We start from the raw sequence: 645 nt of genomic DNA, 5'->3' as shown, positions 1-645 counted from the left end.
TGCACGACCTATGTATGGACTCGCCCCCCGTGTCAACCGCTGGCTGGTGGAAGGAACCCCGGCTGCACTTATGTATCAGGCCTCAGCGAGGTGGCGCACTTCGCTGCACCACGGGCCGGCATCGAATGAGCTCGCGGAGTGCCGATTACAAAAAGGCCTCGGGGGCCGGTAGGTCGTTGGGCATCGGATCCGCGACGGTCTTACCTGATGGTTCATGCCAGTCAGCAGCGGGTCGGCGCCGCAGGCGCCAGGGGATGGGGTGCTCGCTACATGGGTGCTGTCCCTCCAGCCGTTACCTTCTCAGTGCTCAGCCGCCCGGCAATGCGCGGCGCGGCTCGGGCTCGTAGCTGCCCCCGCGCGTGAGCAGCACCCAGGCGATGCGCAGATTGCGGTTGGCCAGGCGCACCGCCGCGCCCTTGGTGCCATGGCGCGCGCGCCAGCGCTGCAGTCGGCGCGTGTCCGCTGCCTCGCCCGGCTCGGCCGGCAGCTTCTGCAGCACCGCCTGGGCGCCGCTGACCAGCACCCGGCGGACATAGCCATCGCCCTGACGGCTCATGCGCCCCAGGCGCGTCTTTCCGCCGGTGCTGTGCTGGCGCGGCACCACCCCGAAGTAGGCAGCGAATTGCCGCGCATTGGCAAAGCGCT

At 69.3% G+C, this 645-nt stretch carries 1 protein-coding gene; it reads right to left on the bottom strand.

Annotated features, from left to right (window positions below):
• Positions 1–307: 307 nt before the first annotated feature.
• Positions 308–645 (bottom strand): transposase (locus tag G7A99_RS23455; RefSeq protein WP_163144456.1); only part of this gene is annotated, 338 nt, incomplete at its 5' end.

It is taken from the genome of Arhodomonas sp. KWT (genome assembly GCF_010993615.1).
Note: the sequence above shows the minus strand (reverse complement) of the source record. Positions and strands in the feature narration are given on the sequence as shown.